Annotated in this window: 16 protein-coding genes; 5 read left to right on the plus strand and 11 right to left on the minus strand. The window is 72.5% G+C overall.

Annotated elements, in window-relative coordinates:
* Nucleotides 1-192 precede the first annotated feature (192 nt).
* A complete protein-coding gene (locus ACH4T9_RS22990) occupies nucleotides 193-2,031 on the plus strand; it encodes an NHL domain-containing thioredoxin family protein (RefSeq protein WP_396671747.1) in 1,839 nt (612 codons plus the stop codon).
* A 65-nt stretch (nucleotides 2,032-2,096) separates the two neighbouring features.
* Here the strand turns inward: ACH4T9_RS22990 and ACH4T9_RS22995 are convergent, their stop codons facing one another.
* Genes ACH4T9_RS22995 through ACH4T9_RS23005 form a run of 3 tightly spaced genes read right to left on the minus strand, consistent with a single transcriptional unit; the run spans nucleotide 2,097 to nucleotide 4,331 of the window.
* Nucleotides 2,097-2,846 carry a LamB/YcsF family protein gene (locus ACH4T9_RS22995; RefSeq protein ID WP_396671748.1) on the minus strand — a complete coding sequence of 250 codons (750 nt, stop codon included), beginning with the start codon at nucleotides 2,844-2,846 and terminating at the stop codon, nucleotides 2,097-2,099.
* Nucleotides 2,830-3,723: a biotin-dependent carboxyltransferase family protein gene (locus tag ACH4T9_RS23000; RefSeq protein WP_396671749.1), complete on the minus strand. Its 894-nt coding sequence runs from the start codon at nucleotides 3,721-3,723 to the stop codon at nucleotides 2,830-2,832. Before ACH4T9_RS23000 ends, ACH4T9_RS22995 begins: the two co-directional genes overlap by 17 nt.
* On the minus strand, nucleotides 3,720-4,331 hold the full coding sequence (locus tag ACH4T9_RS23005; protein WP_396671750.1) for an allophanate hydrolase subunit 1: 612 nt from the start codon (nucleotides 4,329-4,331) through the stop codon (nucleotides 3,720-3,722). The genes ACH4T9_RS23000 and ACH4T9_RS23005 overlap by 4 nt, the downstream gene beginning before the upstream one ends.
* Before the next feature lie 106 nt (nucleotides 4,332-4,437).
* Here ACH4T9_RS23005 and ACH4T9_RS23010 point away from each other — a divergent pair, with 106 nt between their 5' ends.
* Entirely contained in the window at nucleotides 4,438-5,115 is a 678-nt protein-coding gene (locus ACH4T9_RS23010; protein ID WP_396671751.1) for a hemolysin III family protein, read from the plus strand.
* A 147-nt stretch (nucleotides 5,116-5,262) separates the two neighbouring features.
* On the opposite strand, the gene ACH4T9_RS23015 is transcribed toward ACH4T9_RS23010, so the two are convergent.
* Nucleotides 5,263-5,550 (minus strand): DUF6458 family protein, encoded by a 288-nt coding sequence (locus tag ACH4T9_RS23015; protein WP_396671752.1) that lies wholly within the window; start codon nucleotides 5,548-5,550, stop codon nucleotides 5,263-5,265.
* A gap of 114 nt (nucleotides 5,551-5,664) precedes the next feature.
* On the opposite strand from ACH4T9_RS23015, the gene ACH4T9_RS23020 reads away from it, so the two are divergent.
* Nucleotides 5,665-6,195: a SixA phosphatase family protein gene (locus ACH4T9_RS23020; protein ID WP_396671753.1), complete on the plus strand. Its 531-nt coding sequence runs from the start codon at nucleotides 5,665-5,667 to the stop codon at nucleotides 6,193-6,195.
* Between the two features lie 63 nt (nucleotides 6,196-6,258).
* On the opposite strand, the gene ACH4T9_RS23025 is transcribed toward ACH4T9_RS23020, so the two are convergent.
* From ACH4T9_RS23025 to ACH4T9_RS23040, 4 genes are all read right to left on the minus strand, one after another.
* Nucleotides 6,259-6,528, minus strand: a complete 270-nt coding sequence (locus ACH4T9_RS23025) for a DUF6458 family protein (protein WP_043961115.1) — start codon at nucleotides 6,526-6,528, stop codon at nucleotides 6,259-6,261.
* Between the two features lie 253 nt (nucleotides 6,529-6,781).
* Complete coding sequence (locus ACH4T9_RS23030) at nucleotides 6,782-8,638, minus strand: acyl-CoA dehydrogenase (protein ID WP_396671754.1); 1,857 nt, start codon at nucleotides 8,636-8,638, stop codon at nucleotides 6,782-6,784.
* A gap of 312 nt (nucleotides 8,639-8,950) precedes the next feature.
* Nucleotides 8,951-10,078 carry a PP2C family protein-serine/threonine phosphatase gene (locus ACH4T9_RS23035; RefSeq protein WP_396671755.1) on the minus strand — a complete coding sequence of 376 codons (1,128 nt, stop codon included), beginning with the start codon at nucleotides 10,076-10,078 and terminating at the stop codon, nucleotides 8,951-8,953.
* A 121-nt stretch (nucleotides 10,079-10,199) separates the two neighbouring features.
* The gene (locus ACH4T9_RS23040; protein WP_396671756.1) at nucleotides 10,200-10,841 is read right to left on the minus strand and encodes a septal ring lytic transglycosylase RlpA family protein; all 642 of its coding nucleotides are present in this window, start codon (nucleotides 10,839-10,841) and stop codon (nucleotides 10,200-10,202) included.
* A gap of 215 nt (nucleotides 10,842-11,056) precedes the next feature.
* Between ACH4T9_RS23040 and ACH4T9_RS23045 the strand changes: the two genes are divergently transcribed.
* Nucleotides 11,057-11,605 carry a phosphoribosyltransferase family protein gene (locus tag ACH4T9_RS23045; RefSeq protein ID WP_396671757.1) on the plus strand — a complete coding sequence of 183 codons (549 nt, stop codon included), beginning with the start codon at nucleotides 11,057-11,059 and terminating at the stop codon, nucleotides 11,603-11,605.
* Between the two features lie 98 nt (nucleotides 11,606-11,703).
* Complete coding sequence (locus ACH4T9_RS23050) at nucleotides 11,704-12,117, plus strand: ASCH domain-containing protein (protein WP_396671758.1); 414 nt, start codon at nucleotides 11,704-11,706, stop codon at nucleotides 12,115-12,117.
* Between the two features lie 91 nt (nucleotides 12,118-12,208).
* Here the strand turns inward: ACH4T9_RS23050 and ACH4T9_RS23055 are convergent, their stop codons facing one another.
* The 3 genes from ACH4T9_RS23055 to ACH4T9_RS23065 all read right to left on the minus strand — a co-directional run bounded on the left by ACH4T9_RS23055 (nucleotide 12,209) and on the right by ACH4T9_RS23065 (nucleotide 14,508).
* Complete coding sequence (locus ACH4T9_RS23055; RefSeq protein ID WP_396671759.1) at nucleotides 12,209-12,727, minus strand: AAA family ATPase; 519 nt, start codon at nucleotides 12,725-12,727, stop codon at nucleotides 12,209-12,211.
* Between the two features lie 232 nt (nucleotides 12,728-12,959).
* Nucleotides 12,960-13,862 carry an LLM class flavin-dependent oxidoreductase gene (locus ACH4T9_RS23060; RefSeq protein ID WP_396671760.1) on the minus strand — a complete coding sequence of 301 codons (903 nt, stop codon included), beginning with the start codon at nucleotides 13,860-13,862 and terminating at the stop codon, nucleotides 12,960-12,962.
* Between the two features lie 97 nt (nucleotides 13,863-13,959).
* Nucleotides 13,960-14,508: a dihydrofolate reductase family protein gene (locus tag ACH4T9_RS23065; protein ID WP_396671761.1), complete on the minus strand. Its 549-nt coding sequence runs from the start codon at nucleotides 14,506-14,508 to the stop codon at nucleotides 13,960-13,962.
* Nucleotides 14,509-14,568 lie beyond the last annotated feature (60 nt).

Below are 14,568 nucleotides of genomic sequence, written 5' to 3' on the forward strand. Positions count from 1 at the left end.
CGCGCGGGCAAGACTTGGGCTAGACCGCGCTGGCTGCCGGCGTGAGGCTCGTGGCGGACGAAGTCCTGGACGCCAGCGCCCCATCCCGCTAAGCAAGCTCGACGAGGCTGTTCACCCGGCGCAGCCGAGGCTTCCTGTCGTCCGGGTCACGGAGCACGGCCCGGGCCAGCGCGGCATGGCAGGCTGACAGGCATGGGAACGACACCGCGCGTACGTGCCCCCGAACTGCGGGGCCGGCAGTGGTTCAACACAGGTGGACGAAATCTGACATTGCAGGACCTTCGAGGTCGTTGCGTCTTGTTAGATTTTTGGACCTTCTGCTGCATCAACTGCCTGCACGTGCTCGACGAGCTGCGCCCGCTGGAGGAGAAGTACGCCGACGTGCTGGTCGTCGTCGGTGTCCACTCGCCGAAGTTCGAGCACGAGAAGAACCCGGACGCCCTCGCCGCCGCCGTCGAGCGGTACGGCGTGCACCACCCCGTCCTCGACGATCCCGAGCTGGACATGTGGCAGCAGTACGCTGCCCGGGCCTGGCCGACCCTCGCGTTGATCGACCCCGAGGGGTACGTGGTGGCCACCATGGCCGGCGAGGGTCACGCCGAAGGGCTGGCGCGGCTGGTCGACGAGTTGGTCGACGCCCACGAGGCCAAGGGCACCCTGCACCGGGGCGACGGCCCGTACGTGCCACCGGCCGAGCCGGAGACCACCCTGCGCTTCCCCGGCAAGGCGGTCCTGCTCGACGGCGGGAACCTGCTGGTCTCCGACTCGGCCCGGCACTGCCTGGTCGAACTGGCCCCCGACGGCGAGACCCTGGTCCGCCGGATCGGCTCGGGCGAGCGGGGGCGGGCCGACGGCCCGGCGGGTGCCGCCGCGTTCTCCGAGCCGCAGGGGTTGTGCCGGCTGCCGGAGCACGTGGCCGAGGTCGCCGGGTACGACCTGGTCGTCGCGGACACCGTCAACCACCTGCTGCGCGGCGTACGGCTGAGCACCGGCGAGGTGGTCACCGTCGCCGGCACCGCCCGGCAGTGGCGCTCCACAGTGGACGACCACGCCCACGACGCGCTCTCGGTCGACCTCTCCTCCCCCTGGGACCTGGCCTGGTACGACGACAAGGTGATCGTCGCGATGGCCGGCATCCACCAGCTCTGGTGGTTCGACCCGATCCGACGCACCGCCGGGATGTACGCCGGCACGACGGTCGAGGCGCTGCGCGACGGCCCCCTGACCGAGGCGTGGATGGCGCAGCCGTCCGGCCTGTCGGTGTCGACCGACGGCGCGCGGCTGTGGATCGCCGACAGCGAGACAAGCGCGGTCCGGTACGTCGAGAACGGCGTCCTGGGCACCGCCGTCGGGCAGGGGCTGTTCGACTTCGGCCACGTCGACGGGCCGGCCGAGCGGGCGCTGCTCCAGCACCCGCTGGGCGTGTGCGCGCTGCCGGACGGCTCGGTGCTGGTCGCCGACACGTACAACGGGGCGGTCCGCCGCTTCGACCCGGGGACCGGTCAGGTGTCCACGGTCGCCGCCGGGCTGGCCGAGCCGAGCGACGTGGTGCTGACCGCCGACGGCGGGGTGCTGGTGGTCGAGTCGGCGGCGCACCGGCTGACCCGGCTGGCTCCGGGCGCACTGTCGGCCGCCGGGGCGAGCACGGTCGACGGCCCCCGGCACCGCACCGAGCGGAAGCCGACGGACGTGACGGCCGGCGAGGTCACCCTGGACATCGTCTTCACCCCGGCCCCGGGGCAGAAGCTGGACGAGACGTACGGGCCGTCGACCCGGTTGGTGGTCTCGGCGTCCCCGCCGGAGCTGCTGCTGGACGGGGCAGGCACCGGCACGGAGCTGTCCCGCCGGCTGGTGGTCGACGGTGCGGTGGCCGGCGGGGTGCTCCAGGTGACCGCCCAGGCGGCGACGTGTGACGCCGGCGTGGAGCACGCGGCCTGCCACCTGACCCGGCAGGACTGGGGCGTGCCGGTCCGGGTGGTCGAGGGCGCCGCGGCCCGGCTCCCGCTGGTCCTGCGCGGCCTGGACGCCTGACCGCCGCCGACGCTGCGGGGGGCGGGGCAGGCGGAGCGGGGCCAGGGCCGGCGGGGCGGGGCCGTTCACACGAACGGGGTGGGGGTGACTCCCGCGTCGATGAGCGCGGCCCGCACCAGGGCGGCGGACGCCACCGCGCCCGGGGTGTCCCCGTGCAGGCAGATCGATTCGACCGGGCAGGGGACGACAGTGCCGTCGACCGCGACCACGGTCCGCTCGGTGGCCATCCGGACGGCCCGCTCGGCCACCCGGTCGGGGTCGGTGACCAGCGCGCCGAGGGCGGTGCGGGGCACCAGCGTGCCGTTGGGCAGGTAACCCCGGTCGGCGAAGCCCTCGGCGACCACCCGGATGCCCGCCCCGGTGGCGAGTTGGGCGAGCACCGAGCCGGGCGCGCAGAGCACCGGCAACTCGTGGTCGTAGTCGTTGATCGCGGCGACCAGCGCGGCGGCCTGCGACTCGTCGGCCGCCGCCGCGTGGTAGAGCGCGCCGTGCGGCTTCAGGTACCGGACCCGGATGCGGAACGCCCGGCAGAACGCGTCGAGCGCGCCGAGTTGGTAGGTCACCTCGTCGCGCAGGTCGGTGAAGGCGTACGCGATGTGCCGGCGGCCGAATCCGGCGAGGTCGCGGTAGCCGACCTGGGCGCCGACGGTGACCCCGCGTTCGGCGGCGGCGGCGCAGACCCGGCGCATGGTGGACGGGTCGCCGCCGTGGAAGCCGCAGGCGACGTTGGCCGAGGTGATCAGGTCCAGCAGCGCCTCGTCGTCGCCGAGCCGCCAGATGCCGAAACCCTCGCCGAGGTCAGCGTTGAGGTCCATGGAACCTCACCGTAGTACCTGGGCGGGCCTGTGCGAGTCCGGTCGCGTCGTCCACCACCCCGACGACCGGGTAGCCGCCGGTGGTCGGGTGGTCGGCGAGGAAGATCAGCGGCTGGCCGTCGGCGGGCACCTGCACCGCGCCCAGCACGATGCCCTCGCTGGGCAGTTCCCCGGCCACCGCGCGGGGCAGCGGTGCGCCGACCAGTCGCGCGCCGACCCGGTTGCTCACCGTGCTCACGGTGTACGCCGTGCCGTACAGCAGGTCGAACGCGGCAGCGGTGAACCAGTCGTCCCGCGGGCCGGGTCGCAGCCCGAGGAGCAGCTCGACCGGGGCCGGGCGGCCGACGGTGCCGTCCACCGGCGCGGGGTCGCCGGGCGGGGCGCCGAGCGGCAGGGTGTCGCCGTCGCGCAGCGGGGGCGGGCCGAGGCCGGAGAGGGTGTCGGTGGACCGGCTGCCGAGCACCGGTGCGACGGCGATCCCGCCGGCCACCGCGAGCCAGCTCCGTAGCCCGGTGCGGGCCGGGCCGACCCGCACCACCGCCCCGGCCGGGACCGCGAGGGGCCGGCCGACGTCGCCGGGCCGGTCGCCGACCCGGACGTCGACGTCCGTGCCGGTGATCGCGACCGTGCCGGCCCGGGTCAGCCGCAGCGTGCAGCCGGTCAGGGTGATCTCCAGGCCGGCGGCGGCCTCCGGGTTGCCGACGAGGCGGTTGGCCAGCCGCAGCGCCGCCGGGTCGAGCGCCCCGGACCGGGGCACGCCGAGGTGCGCCCAGCCGGGCCGTCCCTGGTCCTGCACGGTGGTGAGCGCGCCGGCCCGGAGCACCTCGATCCGGCCCGCCGGATCGTCGGCGACCGGGGCGGCCGGGCGGGCGGTCACCCGGCTACCAGGCGGACCCGGGTGCCCGGGGTGAGCCGGGCCGGCGGGTCGGCGCGCACGTCGAACAGGGGCAGGTCGGTCCGGCCGACCAGCAGCCAGCCGCCGGGCGACGCGCCGGGGTAGATCCCGGCGTACGGGCCGGCCAGGGCGACCGAGCCGGCCGGCACCCGGGCCCGGGGCGTCGGCAGCCGGGGTACGGCCCATTCCGCCGGCAGCCCGGTCAGGTACGCGAACCCGGGCGCGAACCCGCAGAAGGCGACCCGGAACTCGGTGCCGGTGAGCCGGGCGACCACTTCGGGCACGTCCACCCCCCAGTGGGCGGCGACGGCGGGCAGGTCCGCACCGTCGTACCCGACGGGGACCTCGACCTCTTCGGTGGGCGCGGCGTCGGCGGCGGGTCGGGGCGTCCAGCCGGCGACGAGTGCGGCGGCCAGGGCCGGATCGGGCACCCCGTCGAGCAGCACGGTACGGGCCGCCGGGACGATCTCGACGGCGGTCAGCTCGCCGGCTGCCCGGCGGCGCCACAGCTCGGCGCGCCAAGCCTCGACCTGGTCGGGGCCGTCGCAGTCGAGCAGCAGTGCGTTCGTGCCGACGGGTCGGATCCGCATCCCGTCATGATTCCCGATTCGGCGGACGGCCAGGGGCGTCCGACCCCTCAATCTCGTGACCCGGGGCGCTACTTGCAGGTAACCTACGGTGCCGTAACCTAATGGCGTGACAACCTCCGCCCCGCTTCGACTCAAGCCGGTCGACATCGGAAAGCCCCGGATGCGGGGCTGGCTGCACACCTACGCGTTCTTCATCGCGCTCGTCTGCGGCGTCGTGCTCTGTTCCGTCGCGGCCGGTCGGCCCGGCTGGGCTCCACTGGTGAGCTGCCTGATCTACAGCCTGACCGTGTGCGGGCTCTTCGGCACCAGCGCGCTCTACCACCGCCGGGTGTGGTCGGAACGCGGGTATCAGATCATGCGCCGGATGGACCACTCGATGATCTTCGTGTTCATCGCCGGCACGTACACGCCGTTCTGCGTCCTGTTGCTGGACGCCCGGCACGCGACCACCATGCTCGCCCTGGTCTGGGGCGGCGCGCTGGGCGGGGTGGCGGTGAAACTGATCTGGCCGCACGCCCCACGCTGGGTCTCCGCCCCGCTCTACCTGGCGCTCGGTTGGGTTGCGGTGGCGATGCTGCCGCAGATCCTGCACTCCGGCGGGGTGACCGCGCTGGTGCTGCTGGCCGTCGGTGGCGCGATCTACAGCGTCGGCGCAGTCTTCTACGCGCTGCGCCGCCCCAACCCGTGGCCCACCGTCTTCGGCCACCACGAGTTCTTCCACGCCTGCACCCTGGTGGCCGCGGTCTGCCACCACATCGCGATCTACTTCGCCCTGTTCGCCTGAGGCCGCACGGGGCCGTACCTGCCCGCACATGCCGAGGGCCCCGCACCGTTGCGGGGCCCCGGGGTTCTCGGGTGGTCGCCGGCCGGTGGTCGGCCGGGCCGGCAGGCTGTCCTCGGCCGTCGGCACGCGGTCGTCGGGCCGGCTGGGTCAGACCGTCCGGCCCGGGCGGCGCACCTCGCGGTACTCCTGCACCACCGGCTCGCCCTGCACCGGTACGACCCGGTCGGTTACGACCCGGTTCTCCCGCACCGGGGTGGCCACCACGGTGCGCCGGCCCCGGTTCCAGAAGTAGAGGGTGGTGAGCAGGCTGACGACCCCGGCGAGCATCAGCACCCAGCCGACGACGCCGAGGTTGAGCCACCCCAGGTCGGCCTGTACGGCGAACGCGAAGATCGCACCCAGTGCGATGAGGAAGATGCTGGCACCAATGCCCATTTTGTCGCCTCCTTGGCTGTCAGCTGGCGCTACTACCCGCCGCGGCCATCGTGAGGTTGCGGCACCCATCGACATACCCCGGCACTCCGCTCGCCAATCGGGCAAGCTGGGTCCATGACGGACGCCGGTGGTACGGAACGGACGCTGGTGCTGCTGAGGCACGCCAAGGCGGAACCGCCGGGCGACGGCACGGACGGCGATCGGCGGCTGACCGCGCGGGGGCAGGCCGACGCCGCCGCTGCCGGCGCCTGGCTGGCCCGGCATGGCCTGCTGCCCGACGTGGTGTTCTGTTCGCCCGCGAGACGCACCCGGGGCACCTGGCACGGGGTGGCGCTGGGCATGACCGGCTCGCCGGACGAGACCGGGCCCGCCGGCGCCTCCCCGGCGGTGCGCTACGAGCCCGGCGTGTACGAGGCAGGCCCGCTGGACCTGCTGGCCCTGATCCGGTCGGCACCGCCGGAGGCGACGACGGTGCTGCTGGTCGCCCACAACCCGGGTGTCTCGCTGCTCTCGGCGCTCCTCGACCCGGAGCGGGCGGACCAGCAGGGCATGCGTACCGCCGACCTCGTGGTGCACCGCACCCGGTTCCGCTGGGCCGACCTGCGCCACGCCGACATCACCGCCCGCCACACCGCACGGGGCTGAGCCCGGGGCGGGTACGCGTGGCAGGGGCCCCGGTGCGACCGGGGCCCCTGCTCACGGGCTCACTCAGGACGGCGGCGCCGTGGGCGGAGGCGGGTCGGGCGGAGGTGGCATCATCGCGGTCGGATGCGACAGCCGGTTCTCCTCCACGATCAAGGTGCGCGCCCGCTTACGCCGGTCCTGCCAGAACCAGAGCGTGGTGAGCAGTACGGCCAACCCGGCCAGGATGAACACCCAGCCGACCGCGCGCAGGTCCACCCACCAGACGTTCGCCCGGATGGCGAACGTCAGGATCGCGCCGATGGCGATCAGAAAAATTCCGCTACCAATGCCCATGTGCGCTGCACCCCCACGTGCGGTGGCTCTGGGCGTTCACTGACGACGTCCGCGCCCCGGTTACCCGCCCGCGCCGCCAACTACCCGGTACAGACACCCCGATAGAGCCCCGAACCCCTCCGAACCAGAAAGCGCCGGCACTTTCACGGAATTCGTGGCCTCCCGGCGGGGGATAGCCCCTCTTTCCGTGAAAGTGCCGGCGCAGACCCGGCGTGGGGGTGGGCGCGCGGGGCGCCCCGGGGGGGATTGAGGGCTAGAAGGACTCCTCCGGGAGGTCCATCACGTCCAGGTCGGTGTTCTCGATGATCCGCCGGTCGGCGCCGAGGCGGGGCAGCACCTCGCGGGCGAAGAACTTCGCGGCGGCAACCTTGCCGGCGTAGAACGCCTTGTCGGCGGCGGAGAGTTCGCCGTTCAGTGCGCGCAGCGCCACGTCGGCCTGCCGCTGGAGCAGCCAGCCGACGATCAGGTCGCCGATCGCCAGCAGGAACCGCCGGCTGCTCAGGCCGACCTTGTAGAGCGCCCGGGAGTCGCCGGCCTGCGCCTCGCCCAGCCAGCCGGTGAGCACGCCGAGCATGCTCTGGATCTCGGCGAGCGCCTTGCCGAGCGACTGCCGCTCCTGCTTGAGCTGGCCGTTGCCGCCCTCGGAGGTGATGAACTCCTGGATCTCGGCGGCCACCGTCATCAGGGCCTTGCCGTTGTCCCGGACGATCTTCCGGAAGACCAGGTCGAGACTCTGGATCGCCGTGGTGCCCTCGTACAGGGTGTCGATCTTCGAGTCCCGGACGTACTGCTCCAGCGGGTAGTCCTCGAGGAAGCCGGAGCCGCCGAACGTCTGGAGCGACTCGTGGCCGAGCATCTCGTACGCCCGCTCCGAGCCGACGCCCTTGACCAGCGGCAGCAGCAGGTCGTTGACCCGCTTCGCGGTCTTCGTCGCCTTCTCGTCGCCGGCCGCCTCGGCGATGGCGACCTGGTCCTGCCAGGTGGCGGTGTAGCAGACCAGGGCACGCAGGCCCTCGGCGTACGACTTCTGAAGCATCAGCGAGCGGCGCACGTCCGGGTGGTGGGTGATGGTGACCCGGGGCGCGGTCTTGTCGGCCTGCTGGATCAGGTCGGCGCCCTGCACCCGGTTCTTCGCGTACTCCAGGGCGTTGAGGTAGCCCGTGGAGAGGGTGGCGATCGCCTTGGTGCCGACCATCATCCGGGCGTACTCGATGATCATGAACATCTGCCGGATGCCGTCGTGCTTGTCGCCCAGCAGCCAGCCCTTCGCCGGCACGCCGTGCTCGCCGAAGGTCATCTCGCAGGTGTTGGAGACCCTGATCCCCATCTTGTGCTCGACGTTGGTGGCGTAGACGCCGTTGCGCTCGCCCAGCTCGCCGGTGTTCTCGTCGAAGTGGTACTTCGGGACGACGAACAGCGACAGCCCCTTGGTGCCCGGGCCGCCGGCGCCCTCGACGCCGACCGGGCGGGCCAGCACGTAGTGCACGATGTTGTCGCTCAGGTCGTGCTCGCCGGAGGTGATGAAGCGCTTCACGCCCTCGATGTGCCACGAGCCGTCCGGCTGCTGGACGGCGCGGGCGCGACCGGCGCCGACGTCCGAGCCCGCGTCCGGCTCGGTGAGCACCATCGTGGAGCCCCACTGCTTGTCGATGAAGAGCTTGGCCCACTTCCGCTGCTCCTCGTTGCCCTCGACGTGCAGCACGTGGGCGAAGGAGGGGCCGGAGGAGTACATCCAGACCGGGGCGTTCGCGCCGAGCACCAACTCGGCGAGCGACCACCACAGGGCGCGGGGGGCGTTGGTGCCGCCGAGGGCCGGCGGGAGGTCCAGCCGCCAGAACTCCGAGTCCATGAACGCCTGGTACGACTTCTTGAACGACTCCGGCAGCGGTGCGGTGTGCGTGGCCGGGTCGAAGACCGGCGGGTTCCGGTCACTGTCCGTGTAGCTGGCGGCCAGATCCTCGCGGGCGAGGCGGTCCACCTCGGCGAGGAAGCTGCGCGCGGTGTCGACGTCGAGATCCGAGTACGGCTCCTGGCCGAACGCCCGGTCCGCCCCGAAGACCTCGAACAGGTTGAACTCGAGGTCCCGAAGGTTGCTCTTGTAGTGGGTCATGCTCGCTGGCCCCGCTTCCGGACAGGTATTACCGATCAGTAACCCCGACTGTATTACTCGTCGGTAGGCAGCGACAAGCCGGCCGCTGAAGTGACAGCGATTACACACCCGCGTTCCGGCGCTCGTCGGGCCGCCGAATCAGCAGGCCAGCGGCCGTCGGGCCGCCACCGCCCGGTGCCGAGTGACGAAATCGTGCCCAATCCTGGAATCAGTGGCCTCAGCCGCACCGCGACACCACATTCTCCAGGAAACGGCACGATCCCGACACGGAGCGTCTCCACGGCCCTCGGCGGCACCGACCTCCCGGCCCCGTCAGCCCTCGGCGGCACCGACCTCCCAGCTCGGCACCGGGGCGGTCACCGCGCTGCTCGGGCCCGCGTACTCCATCAGGACCAGGGCGATGTCGTCGTCGAGCCGGCCGTGCACCCACTCGACCAGGGCGGTCTCCAGCGAGGCCAGCCCGTCGCCGACCGTGCCGTGGCCGAGCAACCGCCAGGCCCGGTCGGCGGTCGGGAAGAACTCGCCGTCCCGGCGGGCCTCGCCGAGGCCGTCGGTGAACAGCAGCAGGCGGTCGCCCGGCTCCAGCCGCTCGACCCGGGGCCGGACGACCGGCATGAAGCCCAGCGGCGGGGCGGGCGCCGGCGGTTCGAGGGGGATCACCGCGCCCCGGCGCAGCAGCAGCGGTGCCGGATGGCCGCAGTTGACGATGGTGAGCGTCCCGCCCCGCTCCTCGACCAGCGCGGCGGTGACGAAGTCCTCGTCGCCGACGTTGCGGGCCACCGCCCGGTCCAGGTCGGCCACCACGGCCCGCAGGTCGGCCCGCTCGTACGCCACGTGCCGGTACGAGCCGAGCACGATGCTGGCCAGCCGGACGGCGTCCAGCCCCTTGCCCCGGACGTCACCGATGATCATGCGCACGCCGTACGGGGTGTCGATCGCCTCGTACAGGTCGCCGCCGATCTCGGCGGTGGCGGTGGACGAGATGTAGCGCCCGGCCACCGCCAGTGTGCCCACCTGCGGGCCGAGCGGACGCAGCACCGCCTGCTGGGCCACCGTCGCCAACTTGGACAGCTCGGCGATCTGCTCGGCCTGCCGCTCCCGGACGCCGGCCACCGCCCCCGCGATGGCGGTGGCCAGCGCGATGCCGGCCACGTTGACCGCGGTCACCAGCGACGTCGTCGGCTCCATCAGGGCGAAGGTCGACCCGATCGCGGTGGCGACGGCGCCCACCCCGAGCACCACCCGCCAGGAGGCGAGCGCGGCGGCGAGGGAGGGCGCGGCGACCATCAGGGCGATGTAGTGCGCCGTGCGCCCGTCCGCCAGCTCCACCCCGGAGATGATCGCGAGCAGGGCAAGGGCCGCGCCGAGGCCGGCGCGGGATCCGGGGCTCAGCGGGCCGCGGCCCGACTGGAAGGCATGCGTGCGTACGAGGGACAGCATGCCTGATCGACGTGGGCCGGTGAATGTGCCTGGCCCGTCGTCCGAGGATGTTCTGCCCGGCCGGTCCGGAGTGCCGGACCGACGGGGGACGGATGCCTCGCCCACCGCAGGGGCCGCCGCGTCAGCCCAGGACCTCGTATTTCACCGTGAGCGCGCCGACGTCGACGGAGGTGATGGTGGCGAATGCGGCCCGGGACAGGTCGATGCAGCGGCCCTCGATGAAGGGGCCACGATCGTTGATCCGCACGGTGACCGACCTGCCGTTCGCCGGGTTGGTCACCCGGACCCTGGTGTCGAACGGCAGGGTCTTGTGCGCGGCGGTCAGCTCGTCGGGGTTGAAGGTCTCCCCGTTGGCCGTGAGCTGGCCCTCGTCGTAGAAGGACGCGCCGCAGGAGCCGCTGTCGACGACGGTGCTGGTCGGGGCCGGCTTCTTGGTCGTGGCGGCCGGCTTCGGCGCGGCGGTGCGGGCCTTGCTCCTCGACGCGGCCTGGGTCCGGGTCGCCTTCGGGCTGGCGGTGACCGTGGGCGAAGGGCCGGCGCTGGGCGGCAGGCTCGCGCTCGGCGACGCCGAGGGGGAGGTCGGCACGGCGGGGCTGCTCACCAGGGCGTCGGCGAGGGCCGGCGCGGAGTCCGCCGGTTCGCCGGAGGCGAGCTGCACGGCGCCGACGGTCCCACCGACGGCGAGCGCGACGCCGACCGCCGCGGTGGCCGCGATGCCGGCCGGCGAGGAGAACATGCGGGTACGGGAGTGCCTACCAGCCACCGGGCCCGTCCTTTCGTCGTCGCTGAACAAACCGGCCCGGACCGTAACGAGAGAAGCACTTCCGAAGTCAACGTGATCATGGTGCTATGCACGTATTTGCTCGCATACGTGTAGCCGATCATCCGAGGCGAGGTGGCCCGCTCGGCCCCGAACCCGACCCGCCCCGGACCCGGCCGGCACAGCGCGGCTCGCGGGGATGTCGCAGGATGGGCGGCATGCCCGCTGAGCTGAGCGAACGCCTCGTCGAGCTGTTCCGGTGGATCGATCCCGGCCCGGGGAGCACCCACCTGGTCAGCGACGTCTCCGGCTGGTGGCGGGACCCGGCCGTTCTGGCGGAACTCGGGACGGCCCTGGTCACGCCGTTCCGGGCCGCCCGGCCGACCGTGGTGCTCGCCCCGGCCGTCACCGGGCTGTTGCTCGGCCCGCTCGCCGCCACCGCGCTCGGGGTGGGCTTCGTGCCGGCGCACAAGGCCGGGGACGGGCGGCTGCCCGCCGGGGCGACCACCTGGGCGCAGAGCCCGCCCGACTTCCGGGGCCGCCGGGTCGAGCTCGGCGTCCGGGACCGGCACCTGGGCCCCGGGGACCGGGTGCTGGTGGTCGACGACTGGGTGGCCACCGGCGCCCAGCTCCACGCCCTGTACGAGATCTGCGCGACCCGGGGGGCCGAGGTCCTCGGCACGTCCGCGGTGGTCGTCGACTGCCCGCCCGCCCTCGCCACCGAGCTGCGGGTACGCGGCCTGCTCGACGCCGCCCGGTTTGGCTGAGCGCGCCTGTGCAAGCCGGGCAGGTCAACTGAGCGCCGAGGGCCGACGGCGGTGAAATCGGGCGGCGGTGGGTCGCGGGCCCGCGTAGCCTCGGCAGGATGTGGCCTCGCATCGGTGAACTGCGCTCCCTCGCCCTCGGCACGCCCGGCGAGATGCGGGCCCGACTCAACGCCCTGGTGCTCGCCGGGGTCAAGACGGCGACCGCCGGCCTGATCGACGAGTACGCCGAGGAGGGCGAGGAAATGGAGCGGGCCGGCGAGCGGCTGGCCCTCGTGGACGACCACGACGCGCTGATCGGGGTCGTCGAGGTGACCGGCGTCGAGGTGGCCCGTTTCGCCGACGTCCCCTGGGACTTCGCCCACTCGGAAGGGGAGGGCGACCGGTCCATCGAGGAGTGGCGGGCCGGACACGCCGCCTACTGGGCCCGGGTCGGCACCCCCGTCACCGACGACACCCAGGTCGTCTGCATCCGGTTCCGGCTCGTCTCGACCGAGGGCGGCACCGCCACCTGAGGCGCGCGGGAGGCCCTGCCGACACTCCGGGATGCTCAGCGGGTCGCGGAGCGGTCCTCCGAGTGCCGCCGACAGCACGTGTGCCGGCTCATCAGTCGGCGGCCACCACTATGACTTCTTCCCCCTCGCCGAACGGCGGCTCGAAGCTCTGGAGGTAGCGGTCCAGCAGTTCATCGGTGATCGGAAAGGCGGCGTTGGCGTCGAAGCGCTCAGCTCGCGTATGGAGGCGCTGCCGGAGCAGCGCCGGCTCGGCCTTGAGGTAGACGAGACGCCAACAGCCTCCGGCCTGCTCGATCAGCTCCTTGTATGCCTGCCGTCGCGAGCGTTGCCAGAAGCTGGAGTCGATGACGACGTTGCGACGCTGTGCCACGAGTGAGAGCAACCGCTCCCGCAGAGCCTGCCTCGCGACTTCGGTGTGCTCCTCGTACTGGTCGGGCTCGTAGTCGACGCCGTAGCGACCGAAGCGATTCCATATCTCCTCGTCGACGGACAGGCGGACGTAGCCTTCAGTCTCGAGGTCTTTGGCGTACGTCGTCTTGCCCGAGCCGGCCATCCCGCACATCAGGACCACCTCAGGCTGCTCGGGGAGCCGTGCTTCGTCCGCTCTCATGGACGCCAGGGTGGCGGACAGGACCGGAATCGTCACCCGCAATTCGGCAGGACGGGACGTTTCGTCGGCGGGACCTGTCCGCCCCTACGTCGCTGGAACATGTCGCACCTGCTGCTGAGGGACGGTCAGGCTTCCCGACGGCGGCACGACCCGAACCAGTTCCCCAGGTGGTTCGGCTGAGACCCAGCACGTCAGGAGGCCGCGCCAGCAGTTGGCCGGTCAGCCGGGGCGTTCAGCCGGAGCGGTCAGCCGGGGCGAGGCGGCGCAGCTCGGGCAGCAGGCGGGTGGCCGCGTCCACCAGGACGGCCTCGTCGCCCGCGTACCAACTGTTGGCCCGCGGCCAGTGCGTGACCACGTCGGTGAAGCCCAGCGCGGCGGCCCGCCCGACCTGCTGGGCGAGAAAGTCCGCGCTGCTCAGCGAGAAGACCGGGGCGGAGTCGAGGGAAAGGTAGCGGTCCAGCGTGGCCGGGTCACGGCCGGCTTCGGCCAGCGTCCGGTCCATCCGGGCGGCGACGTCGGACACGGTCCCCCACCACGCCTCCAGGTCGTCGCCACCCGTACCGGTGGTCACCCAACCCTCCCCGAACCGGGCCACCAGCCGCATCGAACGGGGACCGTTGGCGGCCATCACGAACGGCACCCGGGGACGCTGTACACAGCCGGGATTGTTCCGGGCGTCCACGGCGGCGAACCACTCGCCGCGCCACGTCGTCCCGTCCTCCCGCAGGATCAGGTCAAGCAGCTCGGCGAACTCGGCGAGCCGGTCGACGCGCTGGCGCGGCGGCAGCATCTCGCCGCCCAGCACGGCCGAGTCGAAGCCGATGCCACCCGCACCGAGACCGAGCAGGAACCGGCCGGCGGAGACGTCGTCGAGGGCGGTGATCTGCCGGGCGAACGCCGCCGGGTGCCGGAAGTTGGGCGAGGCGACCAGGGTGCCGAGCCGGATCCGGGAGGTCACCGTCGCGGCGGCGGTCAGCGTCGTCATCGAGTCGAACCACGGCCCGTCGACCAGGTCCCGCCAGCCCAGGTGGTCGTACGTCCAGGCGTGGTCGAAGCCCCACTCCTCCGCCTGCCGCCACCGGCGCTGCGAGTCCGACCAGCGCTGGTCGGGGAGGATCACGATGCCAATCCGCATGATCGCCAGCGTACGGCCTACCGGGACCTCGCAGCCGGCCGAGAGCCGCGCACCAGGGCCCGTGACGCGGCCGGCTCGGGACCAGCCAGCCCGATGGCTACCTTCTCGGCTCGTACCGCATCGCCACCGCCCCCGAGGCGAACTCCAGCCGGCTCACGAGCTTCAAGTCGACATGCTTCGAGAGCCCTGCGAACAACATCGGCCCGTGGCCCGCGAGCCTGGGCTGCACCACGAACTCGTACTCATCGATCAATCCCAGCTCCGTCAACGCCAGCGGGAGCTTCACACCTCCCACGAACAGTCCCTTGCCCGACTCCCGCTTGAGCTGCTGAACGGCCTTGCCCAGCTCCCCGCGCACGAGTTCCGCGTTCCAATCGACCTGCTCCAGGGTGCTCGACACGACGTACTTCTTTGCCGCGTTGATCGTCTGGGCGAAGGGTTCCACCCACTCAGGTCTCGCTCCCGTCGGCGCCGGCAGCCGCCACGCTGTCTCCATCATTTCGTAGGTCACCCGACCAAAGAGAAGTGCATCGGCCTGGTTGAGGTTTCCGACGTGGTGACGATGCAATTCTTCGTCCGCGGGGATTGCGGAATGATCGCAGCACCCGTCCAATGTGACGTTGATGGAGTACCGAAGGGGTCGCATTCGGCAAGAGTACGGGGTAAACCCGGAGGTGTCGCCTAACTAGCGATCTGTTTGTAGCGT

The sequence above is a fragment of the Micromonospora sp. NPDC020750 genome (assembly GCF_044334565.1).
Classification (GTDB): domain Bacteria; phylum Actinomycetota; class Actinomycetes; order Mycobacteriales; family Micromonosporaceae; genus Micromonospora.

Excerpts from the sequence above, each read along its gene's own strand:
- ACH4T9_RS23020 (WP_396671753.1), top strand. The coding sequence starts at position 5,665 with ATGACGGACGCCGGTGGTACGGAACGGACGCTGGTGCTGCTGAGGCAC.
- ACH4T9_RS23060 (WP_396671760.1), bottom strand. The coding sequence starts at position 13,862 with ATGCGGATTGGCATCGTGATCCTCCCCGACCAGCGCTGGTCGGACTCG.
- ACH4T9_RS23045 (WP_396671757.1), top strand. The coding sequence starts at position 11,057 with ATGCCCGCTGAGCTGAGCGAACGCCTCGTCGAGCTGTTCCGGTGGATC.
- ACH4T9_RS23055 (WP_396671759.1), bottom strand. The coding sequence starts at position 12,727 with ATGAGAGCGGACGAAGCACGGCTCCCCGAGCAGCCTGAGGTGGTCCTG.
- ACH4T9_RS22995 (WP_396671748.1), bottom strand. The coding sequence starts at position 2,846 with ATGGACCTCAACGCTGACCTCGGCGAGGGTTTCGGCATCTGGCGGCTC.
- ACH4T9_RS23025 (WP_043961115.1), bottom strand. The coding sequence starts at position 6,528 with ATGGGCATTGGTAGCGGAATTTTTCTGATCGCCATCGGCGCGATCCTG.
- ACH4T9_RS23065 (WP_396671761.1), bottom strand. The coding sequence starts at position 14,508 with ATGCGACCCCTTCGGTACTCCATCAACGTCACATTGGACGGGTGCTGC.
- ACH4T9_RS23050 (WP_396671758.1), top strand. The coding sequence starts at position 11,704 with ATGTGGCCTCGCATCGGTGAACTGCGCTCCCTCGCCCTCGGCACGCCC.
- ACH4T9_RS23035 (WP_396671755.1), bottom strand. The coding sequence starts at position 10,078 with ATGCTGTCCCTCGTACGCACGCATGCCTTCCAGTCGGGCCGCGGCCCG.
- ACH4T9_RS23030 (WP_396671754.1), bottom strand. The coding sequence starts at position 8,638 with ATGACCCACTACAAGAGCAACCTTCGGGACCTCGAGTTCAACCTGTTC.
- ACH4T9_RS23005 (WP_396671750.1), bottom strand. The coding sequence starts at position 4,331 with ATGCGGATCCGACCCGTCGGCACGAACGCACTGCTGCTCGACTGCGAC.
- ACH4T9_RS22990 (WP_396671747.1), top strand. The coding sequence starts at position 193 with ATGGGAACGACACCGCGCGTACGTGCCCCCGAACTGCGGGGCCGGCAG.
- ACH4T9_RS23015 (WP_396671752.1), bottom strand. The coding sequence starts at position 5,550 with ATGGGCATTGGTGCCAGCATCTTCCTCATCGCACTGGGTGCGATCTTC.